13 protein-coding genes and 1 other annotated feature are annotated in these 17,170 nt (G+C 26.3%); of the genes, 3 read left to right on the top strand and 10 right to left on the bottom strand.

What is annotated here, in order from left to right; genetic code table 11:
• Positions 1-9 precede the first annotated feature (9 nt).
• From HMPREF1092_RS03340 to HMPREF1092_RS03320, 5 genes are all read right to left on the bottom strand, one after another.
• Positions 10-945, bottom strand: a complete 936-nt coding sequence (locus tag HMPREF1092_RS03340) for an ABC transporter ATP-binding protein (protein WP_002597190.1) — start codon at positions 943-945, stop codon at positions 10-12.
• Positions 946-1,031: 86 nt separating this feature from the next.
• Positions 1,032-1,670 (bottom strand): response regulator transcription factor, encoded by a 639-nt coding sequence (locus HMPREF1092_RS03335; RefSeq protein WP_002597189.1) that lies wholly within the window; start codon positions 1,668-1,670, stop codon positions 1,032-1,034.
• Between the two features lies 1 nt (position 1,671).
• Positions 1,672-2,817: a sensor histidine kinase gene (locus HMPREF1092_RS03330; RefSeq protein ID WP_002597188.1), complete on the bottom strand. Its 1,146-nt coding sequence runs from the start codon at positions 2,815-2,817 to the stop codon at positions 1,672-1,674.
• 149 nt (positions 2,818-2,966) lie between these two features.
• On the bottom strand, positions 2,967-3,785 hold the full coding sequence (locus HMPREF1092_RS03325; RefSeq protein ID WP_002597187.1) for an aldo/keto reductase: 819 nt from the start codon (positions 3,783-3,785) through the stop codon (positions 2,967-2,969).
• Between the two features lie 328 nt (positions 3,786-4,113).
• Positions 4,114-6,387 (bottom strand): hydratase, encoded by a 2,274-nt coding sequence (locus tag HMPREF1092_RS03320; RefSeq protein ID WP_002597186.1) that lies wholly within the window; start codon positions 6,385-6,387, stop codon positions 4,114-4,116.
• A 189-nt stretch (positions 6,388-6,576) separates the two neighbouring features.
• Here HMPREF1092_RS03320 and HMPREF1092_RS03315 point away from each other — a divergent pair, with 189 nt between their 5' ends.
• Positions 6,577-7,485 (top strand): LysR family transcriptional regulator, encoded by a 909-nt coding sequence (locus HMPREF1092_RS03315; protein ID WP_002597185.1) that lies wholly within the window; start codon positions 6,577-6,579, stop codon positions 7,483-7,485.
• Positions 7,486-7,577: 92 nt separating this feature from the next.
• On the opposite strand, the gene argS is transcribed toward HMPREF1092_RS03315, so the two are convergent.
• Complete coding sequence (gene argS, locus HMPREF1092_RS03310) at positions 7,578-9,272, bottom strand: arginine--tRNA ligase (protein ID WP_002597184.1); 1,695 nt, start codon at positions 9,270-9,272, stop codon at positions 7,578-7,580.
• 50 nt (positions 9,273-9,322) lie between these two features.
• Positions 9,323-9,538, bottom strand: a binding site (T-box leader).
• A 169-nt stretch (positions 9,539-9,707) separates the two neighbouring features.
• Between argS and HMPREF1092_RS03305 the strand changes: the two genes are divergently transcribed.
• The gene (locus HMPREF1092_RS03305) at positions 9,708-11,219 is read left to right on the top strand and encodes a Ppx/GppA phosphatase family protein (RefSeq protein ID WP_002597183.1); all 1,512 of its coding nucleotides are present in this window, start codon (positions 9,708-9,710) and stop codon (positions 11,217-11,219) included.
• 37 nt (positions 11,220-11,256) lie between these two features.
• Here the strand turns inward: HMPREF1092_RS03305 and HMPREF1092_RS03300 are convergent, their stop codons facing one another.
• Together HMPREF1092_RS03300 and HMPREF1092_RS16420 are read right to left on the bottom strand one after the other, a co-directional pair.
• Positions 11,257-11,904 (bottom strand): site-2 protease family protein, encoded by a 648-nt coding sequence (locus tag HMPREF1092_RS03300; protein ID WP_002597182.1) that lies wholly within the window; start codon positions 11,902-11,904, stop codon positions 11,257-11,259.
• Positions 11,905-12,026: 122 nt separating this feature from the next.
• The gene (locus HMPREF1092_RS16420; protein ID WP_002597181.1) at positions 12,027-13,652 is read right to left on the bottom strand and encodes an LCP family protein; all 1,626 of its coding nucleotides are present in this window, start codon (positions 13,650-13,652) and stop codon (positions 12,027-12,029) included.
• A 229-nt stretch (positions 13,653-13,881) separates the two neighbouring features.
• On the opposite strand from HMPREF1092_RS16420, the gene HMPREF1092_RS03285 reads away from it, so the two are divergent.
• Positions 13,882-14,850, top strand: coding sequence for a biotin--[acetyl-CoA-carboxylase] ligase (locus tag HMPREF1092_RS03285; RefSeq protein ID WP_002597180.1), 969 nt, complete (start codon positions 13,882-13,884; stop codon positions 14,848-14,850).
• A 37-nt stretch (positions 14,851-14,887) separates the two neighbouring features.
• Here HMPREF1092_RS03285 and asnA read toward each other — a convergent pair whose 3' ends face one another.
• Both asnA and HMPREF1092_RS03275 read right to left on the bottom strand, forming a co-directional pair.
• Positions 14,888-15,898 carry an aspartate--ammonia ligase gene (gene asnA / locus HMPREF1092_RS03280; RefSeq protein ID WP_002597179.1) on the bottom strand — a complete coding sequence of 337 codons (1,011 nt, stop codon included), beginning with the start codon at positions 15,896-15,898 and terminating at the stop codon, positions 14,888-14,890.
• 273 nt (positions 15,899-16,171) lie between these two features.
• Positions 16,172-17,122 (bottom strand): L-lactate dehydrogenase, encoded by a 951-nt coding sequence (locus tag HMPREF1092_RS03275; protein ID WP_002597178.1) that lies wholly within the window; start codon positions 17,120-17,122, stop codon positions 16,172-16,174.
• Between the last annotated feature and the right edge of the window lie 48 nt (positions 17,123-17,170).

Genomic DNA, 17,170 nt, shown 5'->3' with positions numbered 1-17,170 from the left:
TATTTCCTCCTAATCTCTCAAAGATTTTCCTGTTAAAGTTAAGAATATATCTTCAAGCTTAACTTCCTCATAACTTATCTTCTTTATATCTATATTTCTATTTTCTAATACTGAAAGAGCATTTCCTATTTTAAAATCTTTATCTATAGTTAATATAATTTCATTTTCTTTATCTAAGACATTTAATATTCCTTTAATTTCTCTTAAATCCAAAATAACTTCTCCACTTACTTTTTCTAATTCTATAGAAATTTTATTATTTGAAGAAACTGAATTTTTAATTTCATTTTTTGTTCCATAAGCTATTTCTTGTCCTAAATCTATAATAAAAACTCTATTACAAAGTTCCTCTACTTCTTCCATATAGTGAGATGTATAAATAACAGTTGTCCCCCATTCTTTACTTATTCTTTTTATAAATGTAAATATATGATTTCTAGATTGAGGGTCAATCCCAACTGTTGGCTCATCTAAAATTAAAACTTTAGGATGATTTAATATTCCAATAGCTATATTTAATCTTCTTTTCATTCCTCCTGAAAACTTTTTTACTTTTTCTTTTTTCTTTTCTGTAAGTCCAGATATTTCTAAAGCTTCGTTTATTCTTTCTTTTAATAATTTTCCTTTTAATCCATATAAAGCTCCAAAAAACTCTAAATTATCAAAAGCTGTAAGTCCCTCTAATAAAGCTAAGTCTTGAGGAACATATCCTATATTTTCTTTTGCTCTTATACTTTCATTTACAATATCATAACCACATATTTTTATTTCTCCACTATCAGGAGATAAAAGAGATGTAATTATATTTATTAAAGTAGATTTTCCAGCACCATTTGGACCAATAAATCCGAATATTTCTCCTTCATATACCTCAAAACTAATATTATCTAAAACTAATTTATCATCAAATCTTTTTGTTACATTTTTTATTTTTACTATACTCATAAAAAAACCTCCATAAATTCATCTTGATATTATAATAAGATAAATTTTGAAGGTTAAATATATATTAAAGTCATAAATTGAATGACTTAAGTCACTATTCCATTTTTAAATGCGAAAATTGCAATTTGAGTTCTATCTCTAAGTTCTAATTTTGATAATATGCTTGTTATGTTATTTTTTATTGTTCCTTCTGATAAAAATAATACTTCTGAAATTTCTTTATTTGTTAATCCATTTCCTATATTCTCAATTATTTTTATTTCTTTCTCTGAAAGAGAAAATTTTTCTATATTATTTTTAACTATATCTTTTCCTTTTAACATTTCAGTTGCCACATCAGGATGCACAACCATATTTCCTTTATAGGCTGCCTTTATTCCTTCATAAATAACATCATGAGAACTATCTTTTAAAAGATATCCAAAAGCACCGTACTTTAATGCTTCATTTATATATTCTTTATCCTTAAAAGTTGTTAAAATAAGAACTTTTATTTTTGAAAATTGTTCTTTTATAAGTCTTGTTCCCATAACTCCATCACAATCTTTCATTCTTATATCCATAAGAACTACATCTACTTCATTTGCCTTACAAAATTCTAAAGCCTTATATCCATTTTCTAAAGTTCCAACTACTTCTATATCATCAAACAATGATAACATTACCTTAAGTCCTTCTCTAATTAATTTTTCATCATCTACAATTAAAAGTTTAATTTTATTCACTTTAAACCTCCCTCTCTCTTGGCACAATAATTTTAACAAAAAATCCTTCGTTTAATTTTGATTCCATAAATACACTTCCGCCAAGTTCCTCAATTCTTTCCCTTATATTTTTAAGACCTAATCCCTTTTCTTCTATATTTTCTATTCCAATTCCATTATCTTTAAATGAAATTATAAATTCATCTTCTGTAAAATTCATAATAACTCTTATTCTATCAGCTTTTCCATGCCTTAAAGAATTTGATAATATCTCTTGTGTTATTCTATATAAGTGTGATGTTTGCTTTGAATTAAGTCCCCATTCACCTTTAGATATAGTTTCTTTTATTTTTACTCCAGTCATCTTTTCAAAATTCCTACACACTTCTTGAATTCTAAAAATTCCTTCATAAGAATGATATTCTTCTGGCTTAATTTCTCTTACAGCTCTTTTAACATCTTGAAAACTTTCATTTATAAAATCTCTTAAATTTTTTGCCATTATTTCTAATGTACTATTTTCTTTTTTAGCAACAGCTTCCATAGCTGAAAGCTGAATCATAGCAGTAGATAAAGCATGTCCAACACTATCATGAATTTCTCTAGAAATTCTATTTCTTTCTTTTAATAAAGTTAACTCTTCAATTGAAATTAAATATCCTTCTAATTCTTTATTAGCTTCTATAAGTTTTTCTTCTGATATTCTTAATTTATCATAAAGCTTTTGTGACTTTAACTTTGTATCGTAAAGTTTTTGTATGTAATTTAAAAGAATAAATAATACACCTATAACTAATAAATTAATTATTCCATTTTCAGTTCCTTTTGCTAATATTGGTGATATAGACATTACTAAAATAATAAATATAAAAATATTTTTTATTATTTTATTTTTCAAAGAAAATAAATCTATAACTATTCCAATTAGACAAAAAATAATATTACCACCTAAATTTAAGCAAGCTATAGGAATACATAAAAATTCTATAATAATTGATAAAGATATTTTTAAATCACTTTTTAAATAAAATAACCTTATATTATTATTTATTAAAAATAGTAATATAAAAACTAATCCTTTTACTTTTACTTCATTACTAAACATTTGAATTATTAAAATAAAAAAAGATAAATATCTTAATAAAAGTAACTCTTTACTTTTTCTCATAATCTCCCCCTAAAAAATAAATCCTACAGAGTAAAACTGTAGGATTTTCCTTTTTAAATAATATATACCATACCTTGTTAAAACAATTTTATCAAAATTTTAATCTACAGTCTATTATTTTAACTTATATAATAATTAAAATTTTATATTTAAAATGTTATGTTATCAGGATCTGGCCCAATTCTTTCACTAGTATTTAATTGTTTTATTTTTTCCATATCTGCTTCACTAAGCTCAAAATCAAATATATTTGAATTTTCTTTTATTCTTTTCTTATTTACTGACTTTGGAATAGTCACAACTCCCATTTGTAAATCCCATCTTAAAACTATCTGAGATATAGTTTTATTATATTTTTCTGCTAATTCTTTTAAAAGGTCTATTTCAAATACATTTCCTCTCATTAATGGTCCCCATGCTTCAACTTGTATTTTATTTTTTTTACAAAATTCTAATAATCCATCTTGAGGAAATCTTGGATGAAATTCTACTTGATTTACCATTGGAACTATCTCTGCTCCAGCTATTATTTCTTCTAAATGATGTTCTTTAAAATTTGAAACTCCAATTGCTCTAACTCTTCCTTCTTTATAAAGAGTTTCTAAAGCCCTCCAAGTCTCTTCATTTAATTCTTTTGGCCAGTGAATAAGATATAAATCTAAATAATCTGTGCCTAGTTTACTTATTGTTTTTTCAAAAGCAAATAATGTATTTTCATATCCTTGTTCAGTATTCCAAACTTTACTTGTTATAAAAATATCTTCTCTTTTTACGCCACTTTCTCTAATTGCTTTTCCTACACTTGCTTCATTTCCGTAAAATGATGCACAATCAATATGTCTATATCCAATTTTTAATGCATTTTTAACAGCCTGTACAGTTTTTTCTCCATCTTCAATCTTATATGTCCCAAAGCCTAATACTGGCATATAAACACCATTTTTCAACTTTACACTTTTATCAAACATCATTTCTCCTCCCTATATATAGATACATCAAATATATTTTCTATAATTTATAATAAATTTTGTTTACTTTTCTAAATTTATATATTATAAATAATTTTATACGTTTCCAAAGCTTTTTTCAATATTTTGTAAAAATTTAAAAATAAATTTTCATTTTAACCTCATTTACATAACATTAAACTATTTATAAATAACTTAAAATTAATTTATTTATAATTTAATATAAAAAGAACTTCTATATATTTTTAAAAATATTATAGAAGTTCTCTCAATATTAAATTATATTTAAACTAAAAATTTTTATTTAATCCCATATATTTTACATATATTATTTTATATTTTTATAATAATTAATTAAGCATCCTTCTAATAATATTTCTTTTTCTTCTTTTGAAATATCTTTTATACTTAATTCTATATCTTTTTGCTCTGTACTTTTTATTAATTTCGCAATAACAGTTTTATCTCCATTTAAAAGTTTAGACTTAATATTCTCTATATAAATATAATCTTCTTTTGAAAGTTCGGATATTAAATTTTTATCAGCAGTAAATGGAATTATGCCCCAATTTATTAAATTTGATCTATATCTTTTTGTAGCATACTCCACACATATATTTGCAAGTCCACCTAAAACTTTTTGGCAAGAAGCAGCTTGTTCTCTTGCTGAACCATCACCTGGTTTTACAGCATAAATAACACTACCAAATGAAGTATTATAAAGAAAATCTTCTACATTTTCTTTATTAACTATATTTATAACTTTTCTTAAATTATCAGTTATTTTTCCTTCTTTAATGAATTCAATTCTTTCTTTTTCTAAATTTTTCATTTCTTTTGCAATTGGTAAATACCCTGGATCTCTTCTTGAAAGAGTAAATTCAGCCATTTTAATTGGATTTGATCTATATGTTGAAGCTTCCCCTGAAGGAATCAATTCATCTGTAGTTGTAACTGGATCTTCTATTACTGAAGCTACCTTTAATAAAATATTTTCATTTAACCTTGTCATTTCTGGCCATTCTGATATATTAGGTCCTACTATTAATTTCTCATCTTTTTTTTCTTTTCTAAACCCATTATATACTCTGCTATAAGAAGAATCATCAAATGTATATTTTTTTTCAAATTCATCAAAATCTAAATCAGTAGCAGCAGTTAAAAAACCCCCATTTAATGATGTAGCTGCAATTGAACGCGCATCCATAAGAGCAACTGTAGCTATCTGTCCTTCACTAGGTTTTGAACCTTCCCTATTAGGGAAATTTCTTGTTGTATGCCTTATTGATAAAGAGCCATTTGCTGGCACATCTCCTGCTCCAAAGCATGGTCCACAAAAAGCTGTCTTTATTATTGCTCCACTTTTTATAAGTTCTATAGCACTTCCATCCTCCATAATTTTTGTATAAATTGGAGTGCTTGCTGGATATATATTTAAAGAATAATAATCATTAGTAAGTTGATGCCCTTTTAAAATTTCCATAGCAGCCTTAATATTCTCATACATTCCACCTGCACATCCTGCTATTTCACCTTGATCTACTTTCAATCTTCCATCTATAATTTTATTTCTTAAATTTACTTTTATATTAGAATTCATTATTTGTAGGTTAGCTTTTCTTTCTGTTTCCTTTAATATTTCTTCTAAATTGTCATTTAACTCTTTTATTGTATAAGCATTGCTTGGATGAAAAGGCAATGCTATCATAGATTCTATTTTATCAAGTTCAACCTTTACTAAACCATCATATAAAGCTAAATCCTTTGGTCTTAATTCTTTATAATCTTCTGGTCTTTTATGAATTTTAAAATATTCATTTACCTTTTCATCAGTACACCAAATTGAACTTAAACAAGCTGTTTCAGTTGTCATTACATCTATTCCATTTCTAAAATCCATTGAAAGATTTTTAATTCCCGGTCCTATAAATTCAACTATTTTATTTTTTACAAAAGAACAGCTAAAAACCTCTCTTATTATAGCTAAAGCAATATCTTGTGGCCCAATTCCTCTTTTAGGTTTTCCTTGTAAATAAATTGCTATTACTTCTGGTCTATATATATCATAAGTATTTTGAAGAAGTTGCTTTACTATTTCTCCTCCACCTTCTCCAATTCCCATTGTCCCAAGTGCTCCATATCTAGTATGACTATCTGTTCCTAGTATCATCTTCCCACAGCCTGCCATTACTTCTCTCATATATTGATGAATTACTGCTTGATTTGGAGGCACATAAATTCCTCCATACTTTTTTGCTGCTGTTAATCCAAATAAATGATCATCATCATTTAAAGTTCCCCCAACTGCACATAAAGAATTATGACAATTAGTTAAAACATATGGAATTGGAAATTTCTTAAGTCCACTTGCTTTTGCAGTTTGAATTACCCCAACATAAGTAATATCATGTGAAGTAAGTGAATCAAACTTTAATTTCAAATGTTTATTATCTCCTGATGTATTATGAGAACTAATTATTTGCCATGCTATTGTATTGTTTTTTCCTTCTTCATCAGAAATTTCATAATTAATATTATTTTTATCAAATTCTATAATTTCATTATTTAAAATCCAAACCTTATCTTTTATTAAAGTAACCATTTCATCACTCCAAACATTTCCACTTTCTTATTTAATTTAATACTATTACAGCTAAAAATATTCGTCCAATACATTATTTGAATATTTTTCATTCATTAAAGCTATAATGTATTATCTAATTGTATTGTTAAGTTTTATTCTTTAATGTATGATAATCTTAAATAAATATTTTAGGAGTTGATGATCTTAATGGATTTTAAAGAACTTCGTTATGTCATTGCAGTAAGTAAATATAAAAATATAACTAAAGCAGCTCAAGCTTTATACATATCTCAACCCTCATTAAGTAAATATATAAAAAATTTAGAAGATACTTTAAATATAAAATTATTTAATAGATTGGGTAATAGATTTGTATTAACTTATGCTGGAGAATGTTATGTAAAAAATGCTAAAGAAATTTTAATATTGAAAGATAAATTAGATTCTCAAATACAAGATATTAATGATCTCCAAAAAGGAAGACTTAACATAGCTTTTCCATACACAAGAGGTTCATATATGATTCCATCTACTATACCAAAATTTAAAGAAAAATATCCTAATGTAGAAATAAATTTAATTGAAGATTATTCATCTGATTTAGAAAGTCTATTGCTAAATGGTGAAGCTGATATAGCTATTTTAAACACCCCTATTAATAGTAAAGATTTAGATTATGAAATTTTAAGAGATGAGGAGATAGTTTTAGTAACAAGTTGTAATCATCCATTATGTAAAGAAGGCAAAGCAATTGAAGGTTTTAAATTTCCTTGGATTGATATAAGAAAATTTTTTAATGAAAGATTTATTCTACAATTTCCTGGTCAAAGAACACGCCAAATATCAGAAAAAATATTTAGTTATTATAAATTTAAACCTTCCGAAATTTTTCAAACACGAAATTTAGAAGCTTCTGTTAGGCTAGCAACTTCTAATTTTGGAGTTTGTTTCGTTTTAGAAAATCACCTTAAACATATGTCAATAGAAAATAAACCTTCCTATTTTTCTATAGGCAATAAAAATTCTAAAATTAAATTAGTAGTTGCTTATAGAAAAGGTTTCTACCTATCCAAATATGCAAAAGACTATATTGAAATAGTAAAAAAAATAATTTAATCTATTTTTTAATTTATAATAATTAATATCATAAATGCTTTATTAAAAAAAATCACACTATAAATTTATAGTGTGATTTTTGAATATTTTTATTACATTTTTTCTACTACTTCTATTCCTATTAATGCTAGTGCATTTTTAATTACTTGGCAACTAGCCTTAACAAGTGCAAGTCTTGATTGTTTTAAACTTTCATCTTCTAAGTTTAATACTGAATGTGCATTATAGAATTTATTAAATGCTTTAGCTACTTCTATTGAATATCTAGTTACTACACATGGTTCAAGTTTTTCAATTGCACTATGAATATTCTTTTTAAAGCTTTCTAATGTTTTTATTAATTCAAATTCTTCTTTTGAATTTAATTTTGAATAATCAACTTTTGAATAGTCTATTTCTCCAGCTCTAGTTAAAATTGAATTTGCTCTAGCATATGAATATTGAACATATGGTCCTGTTTCTCCTTCAAATGAAAGTATTTCTTTCCAATCAAAGATAATATCTTTTTCTCTTGAGTTTTTAAGATATGTGAATACAACAGCACCTATTCCTATTTTCTTAGCAACTTCTTCTTTATTTTCAAGCTCTGGATTCTTTTCATTTATAACTTCAAGAGTTTTTTCTACAGCTTCTCTTAAAAGATCATCTAATAATACTACATTTCCTTTTCTAGTTGACATTCCTCCATCTGGGAATTTAACTAATCCAAATCCAACGTGAACACAATCTTTAGCCCATTCTTTTCCTTCAAGTTCTAAAACTTTAAATACTTGTTTAAAATGAAGTGCTTGAGGAGTTCCAACTACATATATACTCTTATCAAAATTATAATTTTCTTTTCTATAATTTGCTGCTGCAAGATCTCTTGTAGCATAAATAGTAGCTCCATCACCTTTTAATACTATACAAGGTGGCATATTATAATCATCAAGCATTACAACTTGTGCCCCATTACTTTCAACAAGAAGATTTTTTTCTTTAAGACCTTCTACAACTTTATCCATTTTATCATTATAAAAAGCTTCCCCAGCTAATGAGTCAAATTTAACTCCTAAAAGGTCATAAACTCTGTTAAACTCTTTTAAGCTAAGTTCTCTGAATCTCTGCCATAATTCTGTAGCTTCTTTATCTCCATCTTCAAGCTTTTTAAAATACATTCTTCCTTCATCAACAAGACTTTCATCTTTTTCTGCTTCTTTATGGAATTTAACATATATTCTTAAAAGCTCATCTATAGGACTTTTTTCTAAAGCATCTAAATCAGCCCATCTTTTATATGCTGATATAAGCTTACCAAATTGAGTTCCCCAATCTCCTAAATGGTTTATCCCAACTACATTATATCCTTCTTCTTTAAATAATTTATAAAGAGAATTTCCAATAGCAGTTGTGAAAAGGTGTCCTACATGGAAAGGCTTTGCAATATTTGGTGATGAATATTCAACACAAACAGTTTTACCTTCACCTATATTTGAAGAACCATATTTATCTCCTTCATTTAAAACTGTTTCTATTGTAGTTTTAGCAAAAGAGCTTTTATCAACAAAGAAATTTAAATATGGACCTAAAGCTTTTATTTCTTCAAATCCTTCTTTGCTTAATTTTTCACTTAATTCAGCTGAAATCATATTTGGAGCTTTTCTCATTACCTTTGCTAATTGGAAACAAGGAAATGCATAATCTCCCATATCTGATTTTGGTGGAATTTCTATAAGTTTTTTAATATCTTCTAATTCTAAATCAACTTGAGTTTTTATAAGCTCAGCTATTTTTTGTTTATAATCCATTTTATATCCTCCTGTATTTTTATAATAAAAAAACCGCCTCTTAAAATTAATTAAGAGACGGATAAGTTCCGCGGTACCACTCTAATTGCACAAAATTTGTGCCTCTCTTTTTGTTAACGCAAAGATCTTTGCTTTGCGGCTATCCTTACTCATTTCAGGTGCTCCTCAGAGGCTCTCTTCACTTTATCTTTCTTATGGGCTTACACCAAATTCCCAATTCGCTAAAAGAATTTTAATAAAGTTACTCTTCTCGTCAAAGGATTTATTTAAATTTCTTTTGTTAATTATACACAATTTATTATCATAGTGTCAATAAACCCTTAAATATTCTTTAATTTAAATGTTTATTATCTTAAAAGGTGTATAATAATATAAATCGAAATAAAAAAACCTTTTGAGATTTATAGTAATTTATGTAATAAAAGGAGTAGTGTTATGAATAGAATAGGAATTATTGAAATAGGCGTAGACATTTTCAATTTAACTCTTACTGAAGTTGATGATAATGGCTATTTTAAAATATTAAATGAAATTCATTCTTCTGCTAAACTAACCACAAGTTTATTAGATAATACTAAATTATCTGAAGAAGAATTAAATGTAACCATTGCTAATCTTAAATCATTTAAAGCAATGTGCCAAGTATCTGGTGTTAAAACAATAATTGCAGTAGCAACTGAAACATTCCGTGAAGCCACTAACAGCTATCTTTTAGCAGACCTTATAAAAGATTTACTTTCAATAGATATTAAGATTCTTACTGTTAAAGAAGAAATAAATTATAATTTCTTAGCAGTATCACATAGTATTTATTTTGATAATTCTCTTTTGGTAAATATTGAGGGTTGCTCAACACATATCTCTTGGGTAAAGGATGGAAAAATTAAAGAAAGTCTTTCCCTTCCTATTGGTTATTTAAATATAACATCAAATTATAATTTAGCTGATGAAATTTCATTAGAAGATATTCAGCGTGCTGAAGAAGAAACTCTTCAAACATTAAGAGAATGTGCTTGGATTAAGGAAAATTCATTTGATTCTATAATCTCTAGTGATATTATAGTTCGTTCTTTAGGTAGAATAGATAGACCTAAAAAGAAATATCCTCTTGATGTAGCTCATAATTACGAAATGTATGATGTAGATGTTTTTAATCATTTTGATTTTTTAATAGGAAAAGACTTAAAATCACGTAAAACAATTGATGGAATAAAAACAAGAGAAGCTAATATAATCGTAGGTGGTACTCTTATATTAAAAAATATATTAAAGCTATCAAATATAAAATCTGTAATTGCTTCTTCAAATGGTTTAAGTGGTGGATTAATGTATGATTATATACTTAATAACTTTAATATTACTGAAAAAAATATGCTTGATTATTCTATTAATGGAATAATGGATAAACTTAATTTAAATAAATCCCACGCTCATCAAGTTTATTTTATTGCTAAAAAGTTATTTAAGGAATTAAAGCCTATTCATAAACTTGGAAATGAATTTGATGATATTTTAAAAACTGCTGCTCTTTTACATGATTGTGGTACTAGTATTGACTATTACAACCATCATAGACATAGTTTTTATATAATTTTAAGCTCTGAAATAAAAGGATTAACTCATAAACAAATGCTTATGAGTGCAGCTATTGCAGCATATCATAGAAATAACCAATTTAAACTTCCTTTATCTCAATACAATTCAATTCTTAATAAAACAGATCTTAAGCATATAGATTATATAGGAACTATTTTAAAAATAGCTGAAGGTTTAGATAGAAGCCTTGAAGGAGCAGTAAAAGACTTTTCTGTAATAATTAATTCAGATAAAGTTTTAATTTACTTAAACTCTAGAGTTGATTTAGAATTTGAAATAAATCAGGCAATGAGAGCTGCAAAATACTTTAAAAATCTTTATAAAAAAGAATTAGTAATTCAAAAATTTTAAAATAAAAAGCTACCAAATTTAATTGGTAGCTTTTATTTTATAATACTATAGTTAATATTAAATGTATAAACCAATTTAATAAGTCTAATATTAAACTAGCTGGTATTCTTATAATAGGTCCTGCTAAAAGAATTATTGCTATTAAAATAAGAAATTGATTCCTAAGCATAGGTTCTGCATATTTATAAAAGTTTTTTGGACTTAAATCTCTAAAAATATTAAAACCATCTAATCCTGGTAAAGGTAATAAATAAAATACAAAAAGACTAACATTTATAGTTATAACATATTTTGTCATTTGCATAATAACAAACATTATTGTTCCAACTATATTAAATTTAAAAGCTATTATATTAAGAATAGCTAATACAATAGATGCTACAAATGCAACCCCTAAAGTTGCAAGTGGTCCTGATAAACTTACCTTTAAATCATCTTTATAAAAATTTTTATATGCTCTTGGATCTGTTTCAACAGGTTTTGCCCATCCAATTCCAAAAACTAATATTAATAATGTTCCTATTGGATCTATATGTGTTAAAGGATTTAAATTTAATCGTCCTTGCATCCTTGGTGTTCTATCTCCTAATTTATCCGCCACTCTAGCTTTTGCATATGAATGGAAAGTAAATGCTAAAAGTATAGCTGGTATTGAATATATTATTTCTTGTATACTTCTTATCATTCAAAATTCTCCTTTTATCTTATATTATTTTCACTATTATATCATAATAAATATATCATTGTATATAGTATTAATTACTTTGTAAGAAAATATAAAGCACCTTTTAAGGTGCTTTAATTTTATTATGCTGCATTTAAATGTTCTTGATTTTGAGAATTTCCTGAACTAGGTTTTGCTGATGTCCCAGAATTATTTTCATTAGAACTTCCTCCTGTTCCATTTTGGCTTCCTCCTGAGGATCCCCCAGTATTTCCTGTTCCATTTTGACTTCCTCCTGTAGATCCTCCAGTATTTCCTGTTCCATTTTGGCTTCCTCCTGAGGATCCTCCAGTATTTCCTGTGCCATTTTGGCTTCCTCCCGTAGATCCCCCATTATTTCCTGTTCCAGTATGATTTCCTCCTGAGGATCCTCCAGTATTTTCTGTTCCAGTATGATTTCCTCCTGTAGATCCTCCATTGCTTCCTGTTCCAGCATGACTTCCTCCTGAGGATTCTCCAGTATTTCCTGTGCCAGTATGGCTTCCTCCTGTAGATCCTCCAGTATTTCCTGTTCCATTATGACTTCCTTCTGTAGATCCCCCAGTACTTCCTGTTCCATTATGACTTCCTCCTGTAGATCCTCCAGTACTACTTCCATAACTATTATATTCATCCATAGGTTCATAAGGGCTATTAACTTGATTTGCTCCTCCTGAATTACTATCAAAATTATGTCCATAATATTCTGTATTAATTTTATCTTTCCACTCTTGAATACTATAATTTTCTGAACTTGGTTTTATATCTTTATAAATAAAATCATTTAAAACTTTACTATTTTGCTCTTTATCAATTAAAAGTACCCAACCAAAACTTTTATAACTTGGTGAAGATTTAGATAAATCTTCTAAAGGTAATCTTAGTTGTTCAAAATCTAAGCTTGGGAATTTAGATGCTGTATATGCATAATTTAATAAAGCAAATGGTTCTATATTAGTTTTTATATGAGGTAACATTTCTGTCATAAAAGAAGGATATTTAAGTGGACTTACATCTTTAAACTTCTCTGCTATTATACTTAATACTCTTCTTTGTCTATCTGTTCTTTCATAATCTCCATTACCAGTTTTTCTTATTCTCGCATAAGATAATGCTTGTTGCCCATCTAATAATTGAACTCCTGGATGAACTATTTTAGGAGATTTTTCTTTAGAATCATGCTGTTCTCCTATATATTTATTTAATTGATCAATTTCGTAATCTTTTATATCTACTTCTATTCCACCTAAAATATCTATAATTGATTCAAATCCCCAGAAATTAACCATTAAATATTTATCTAAATTCATAGAAAAATTCTGATTTATTGTATCTATTAAAAGTGGTACTCCTCCAATTGATAAAGCTGCATTTATTTTATTTTCTCCGTGACCTGGTATATCCACAAATGTATCTCTCATTATAGAAGTTAACTTTATCTTTTTTATATTATTATCAATAGTTAATATCATTATTGAATCAGATCTTGCTGGCTCGTCTAAACTTCTAGCATCTGTTCCTATTAATAATATATTAGTTATTCCATTTACCTCTTTAAAATCAACATTACTACCTTTAGGTATATTATCATTACTATATATTTTATTTCTTATATATAAATATCCTCCCCCTACTAAAGTTATTATAATTCCTATTACTATCCCTACTATTATTAATATTTTTTTCAATTTAGTCTTTTTTATTTTTTCTTTTTTTTCTTTCCTACTCATCCCATCCTCCTAATCTTCAGTTATACATATTATTTAAAATTTATACATATTATTCATATTTTAATTATAATAAATTATTTTTAATAAAACCAGTATATTTTTTAAAATTTATTTATTATACCCTCTATTTATGGTTTTTTTATATTATATATTTACGCATTTTGTTTAAAATATATTTTTTTTGTCATATAATAAAATTAGTATTTTACAAGCTGGAGGAAATTATTAAATGAAAAATAAGGTACTTTCCTATTTAAAAAATAGTGATAATTATATTTCTGGTGAATCTATTAGTAAAAATTTAAATATAAGTAGAAATGCTGTTTGGAAGCATATAAGTTCACTTAGGTCTAGTGGATATATAATAGATAGTGTAAGAAATAAAGGATACAAGCTTATATCATCTCCTGATATATTAGATACTACTACTATAACCCCTTATTTAGAAACTGAATTCATTGGAAAAACTATTTATTCTTTCAATGAAATATCTTCAACAAATACTTATGCAAAAAAATTATGTAAAAACGAAGTAATTAATGGAGCTGTAGTTATATCTGAAACCCAAAATTCAGGTCATGGTAGATTTAATAGAGTTTGGATTTCTCCTAAAGGTGGGATTTGGAATTCAATTATACTCTCACCTAATCTTGAACCTATTCATGCTCACAAAATAACTTTAATAGCTGTAGTATCTATGTATTTAACTCTAAAAAAATTTAATATAAATACTCAAATAAAATGGCCTAATGACCTTTATTTAAATAATAAAAAAATCTGTGGAATCCTCTCAACTATGAATTGTGATATGGATAAAATAAATTATTTAATTATAGGTTTAGGATTAAACGTTAATATAGATAAATCATATTTTGAAGAAAATACTCTTACAACAGGAACTTCTTTAAAAATTGAATTTAACAAAACCTTTAATAGAAGTGAAATTATTGGAACTTTCTATAATATTTTCGAAAAATATTATAAGAATTTTGAAAAAACATATGATTTAAAAGAAGTTGTATCTATATGCAAAAATAATTCTATTATAAAAAATAAAAAAGGCTTTCTAGTATCATTAAATTCTCGTGAAGAAATAACCTGTATTGATATAAATGATAATGGTGAACTTATAATAAAAAACTCAAAAGGAGTAATTAGACCTGTTTTAAGCGGTGAGGTTACTTTTAAAAACTTATAAAAAAATGTATATCTCAAAAACTGAGATATACATTTTTTTATAATAAAACTATTCCATTTTCACAACATGCATTTATATTTTTTTCATCCCATACAGATGATTGAACTTCTCCTATATGCGCTTTTCTTAAGAAATACATACAAATTCTTGATTGACCTATTCCTCCACCAATTGTATATGGAAGCTTTCCTTCTAAAAGATCTTTGTGGAATTTTAATTTTTTTCTTTCTTCAGCTCCAGCAATTTTTAATTGTCTCTCTAAAGCCTCTTCATCAACTCTAACTCCCATTGATGATAATTCAACAGCTCTGTCTAATATATCATTCCAAAATAAAATATCTCCGTTTAATGACCAATCATCATAGTCTGGTGCTCTTCCATCATGTTTTTCTCCTGATTTAAGCTCTCCACCAATTCCAATTATAAATACAGCTTTATACTTTTTACAAATAGAATCTTCTCTTTCTTTTGGAGTTAATTCACTATACATATCCTCAAGCTCTTGTGATGTTACAAAATGTATTTCCTCTGGTAAAAGATTTTCTATCTTTATTAAATTTTCATTTACAAAAGCTTCTGTTTCTTTAAATACTTTATAGATTTTTTTTACTATATCTTTTAAAGTTTCTATGTTTCTATCTTCTTTTTTTATTATTCTTTCCCAATCCCATTGGTCAACATAAATAGAATGCAGATTATCAAGTTCTTCGTCTCTTCTTATTGCATTCATATCTGTATAAAGTCCATATCCTTCTTTAAATCCATATCTTGAAAGACTATTTCTTTTCCATTTCGCAAGAGAATGAATTATTTCAACTTCTTTTCCTGTACTTAAAACATCGAAACTAACAGGTCTTTCTATTCCATTTAAATCATCATTTAATCCTGAATCTTTATAAACAAAAAGAGGTGCTGAAACACGAAGAAGATTTAATTCTTCTGATAGCTTTCTTTCAAAAAAATCTTTTATTGCTTTTATATTTTTTTCTGTTTCTATTAGTGATGTACTTTTATATCCTTCTGGTATTATTATTCCATCTATAATCATAAAATTGCCTCCTTAATCTTTTATATTATTATATATAACTCTAAAACTTTTTTCAAAAATTATATTCACTATATTTAATATATTTCATATTTTTAATTTAAAACATTTACTTTTAATAAAATATCATTTCAATGAACTTTTCTTGATATTTTTCCTACTTATAATTTATTTAAAAATATAATATTAATATAAATACTATATTTTAAATATTAATAAAAAAACTTTCTCAAAACGAGAAAGTTTTTTCACTACAAAAATATTTGTTTTTCCAAATTATATATTGCATTTATCTAAATGCCCTTTTAAAATTTCTGCTGATTTTCTTAACTTTTCTTCTTCATCTTTTGATAATGGAATATCTATTAATCTAGTTGCACCTTTGCTACTTACAACAGTTGGTATAGCTAAATACATATCACTTATTCCATATTGACCTTCAAAAAGTGTTGAAACAGTTAATATACTATTTGAATTTCTAAATATAGCTTCAACTATATTATTTACAGCAAGTGCAACTGCAAAATAAGTTGCTTTCTTTCTACTAATTATTTCATATGCTGCATTTTTAACATCATTTTCAATAACTCTCTTTATTTCGTCATCCCAATCAACTTCAGCATGCTCAGCATAAAGGTCTATTTCCTCTCCTGCCACTCTTGCATTACTCCAAGTTACAACTTCACTATCTCCATGTTCTCCTATAACATATGAGTGTATATTACCATTATTTACATTTAGATATTTACCTAGAACATATTTAAGTCTTGATGTATCTAAAACAGTTCCTGAACCTATAACTCTTTCTTTTGGGAATCCTGATAATTTATAAGTTATATGAGCTAAAACATCTACAGGATTTGAAACTACTAGAAGAATTGAATTTGGGCTAAGTTTTGCTATTTCTGGAACAAACCCTTTAAATATATTGTAATTTTTTTCTATTAAGTCTAGTCTAGTTTCTCCTTCTTTTTGTCCTGCTCCTGCTGTTATTATAACTATATCTGAATCTTTAGTTTCTTCTAATGATCCGGCATATACATTTACTGGTTTTACAAATGAAGTTCCATGAACTAAGTCCATTACCTCTCCCATTGCTTTATCCATATTTATATCATAGATACAAATTTCTGTTGCTATTCCACTATTCATAAGTGCGAAAGCTGTAGTAGCTCCTACGAATCCTGCTCCTATTATTGATACTTTTCTTTTTCCTTCTACTAACATGATTTTTCCTCCTCAATTGCTATCTTTTGTAGTATTTAGATTATACCC

The organism is Clostridium thermobutyricum, from assembly GCF_000371465.1.
In the GTDB taxonomy this organism is placed as follows: Bacteria; Bacillota; Clostridia; order Clostridiales; family Clostridiaceae; genus Clostridium; species Clostridium thermobutyricum.
Note: the sequence above shows the minus strand (reverse complement) of the source record. Positions and strands in the feature narration are given on the sequence as shown.

Excerpts from the sequence above, each read along its gene's own strand:
- HMPREF1092_RS03340 (WP_002597190.1), bottom strand. The coding sequence starts at position 945 with ATGAGTATAGTAAAAATAAAAAATGTAACAAAAAGATTTGATGATAAA.
- HMPREF1092_RS03330 (WP_002597188.1), bottom strand. The coding sequence starts at position 2,817 with ATGAGAAAAAGTAAAGAGTTACTTTTATTAAGATATTTATCTTTTTTT.
- HMPREF1092_RS03325 (WP_002597187.1), bottom strand. The coding sequence starts at position 3,785 with ATGTTTGATAAAAGTGTAAAGTTGAAAAATGGTGTTTATATGCCAGTA.
- HMPREF1092_RS03320 (WP_002597186.1), bottom strand. The coding sequence starts at position 6,387 with ATGGTTACTTTAATAAAAGATAAGGTTTGGATTTTAAATAATGAAATT.
- HMPREF1092_RS03315 (WP_002597185.1), top strand. The coding sequence starts at position 6,577 with ATGGATTTTAAAGAACTTCGTTATGTCATTGCAGTAAGTAAATATAAA.
- argS (WP_002597184.1), bottom strand. The coding sequence starts at position 9,272 with ATGGATTATAAACAAAAAATAGCTGAGCTTATAAAAACTCAAGTTGAT.
- HMPREF1092_RS03305 (WP_002597183.1), top strand. The coding sequence starts at position 9,708 with ATGAATAGAATAGGAATTATTGAAATAGGCGTAGACATTTTCAATTTA.
- HMPREF1092_RS03300 (WP_002597182.1), bottom strand. The coding sequence starts at position 11,904 with ATGATAAGAAGTATACAAGAAATAATATATTCAATACCAGCTATACTT.
- HMPREF1092_RS16420 (WP_002597181.1), bottom strand. The coding sequence starts at position 13,652 with ATGAGTAGGAAAGAAAAAAAAGAAAAAATAAAAAAGACTAAATTGAAA.
- HMPREF1092_RS03285 (WP_002597180.1), top strand. The coding sequence starts at position 13,882 with ATGAAAAATAAGGTACTTTCCTATTTAAAAAATAGTGATAATTATATT.
- asnA (WP_002597179.1), bottom strand. The coding sequence starts at position 15,898 with ATGATTATAGATGGAATAATAATACCAGAAGGATATAAAAGTACATCA.
- HMPREF1092_RS03275 (WP_002597178.1), bottom strand. The coding sequence starts at position 17,122 with ATGTTAGTAGAAGGAAAAAGAAAAGTATCAATAATAGGAGCAGGATTC.